This is a genomic window from Arthrospira sp. PCC 8006 (genome assembly GCF_046480465.1).
Lineage (GTDB): Bacteria > Cyanobacteriota > Cyanobacteriia > Cyanobacteriales > Microcoleaceae > Limnospira > Limnospira platensis.
The window spans coordinates 1-314 of the sequence record NZ_PKGG01000628.1 but is presented as its reverse complement, the minus strand read 5'-3'; the positions used below and the strand labels follow the sequence as shown (position 1 = coordinate 314).

1 pseudogene is annotated in these 314 nt (G+C 65.9%); it reads left to right on the top strand.

The annotated features are described in order from the left end of the window. Positions 1-314: pseudogene (gene chlL, locus B9T16_RS29665) on the top strand (ferredoxin:protochlorophyllide reductase (ATP-dependent) iron-sulfur ATP-binding protein); the annotation flags it as partial.

The window sequence follows — 314 nt, the reverse complement described above, 5'->3', positions numbered from 1 at the left end:
CGGCGTGCGCTGCGTGGAAGCCGGCGGGCCGCCGGCCGGCACGGGCTGCGGCGGCTATGTTGTGGGCCAGACGGTCAAGCTCCTGAAGGAGCATCACCTGCTGGAAGACACCGACGTCGTCATCTTCGACGTGCTCGGCGACGTGGTTGGCGGCGGTTTTGCCTCGCCGCTCCAGCATGCCGAGCGGGCCCTCATTGTTGCAGCCCACGACTTCGATTCCATCTTCGCGATGAACCGCATCGTGGCCGCCATCAAGGCCAAATCGAAGAACTACGATGTCCGGCTCGGGGGTGTGATCGCCAACCGCTCTCGCG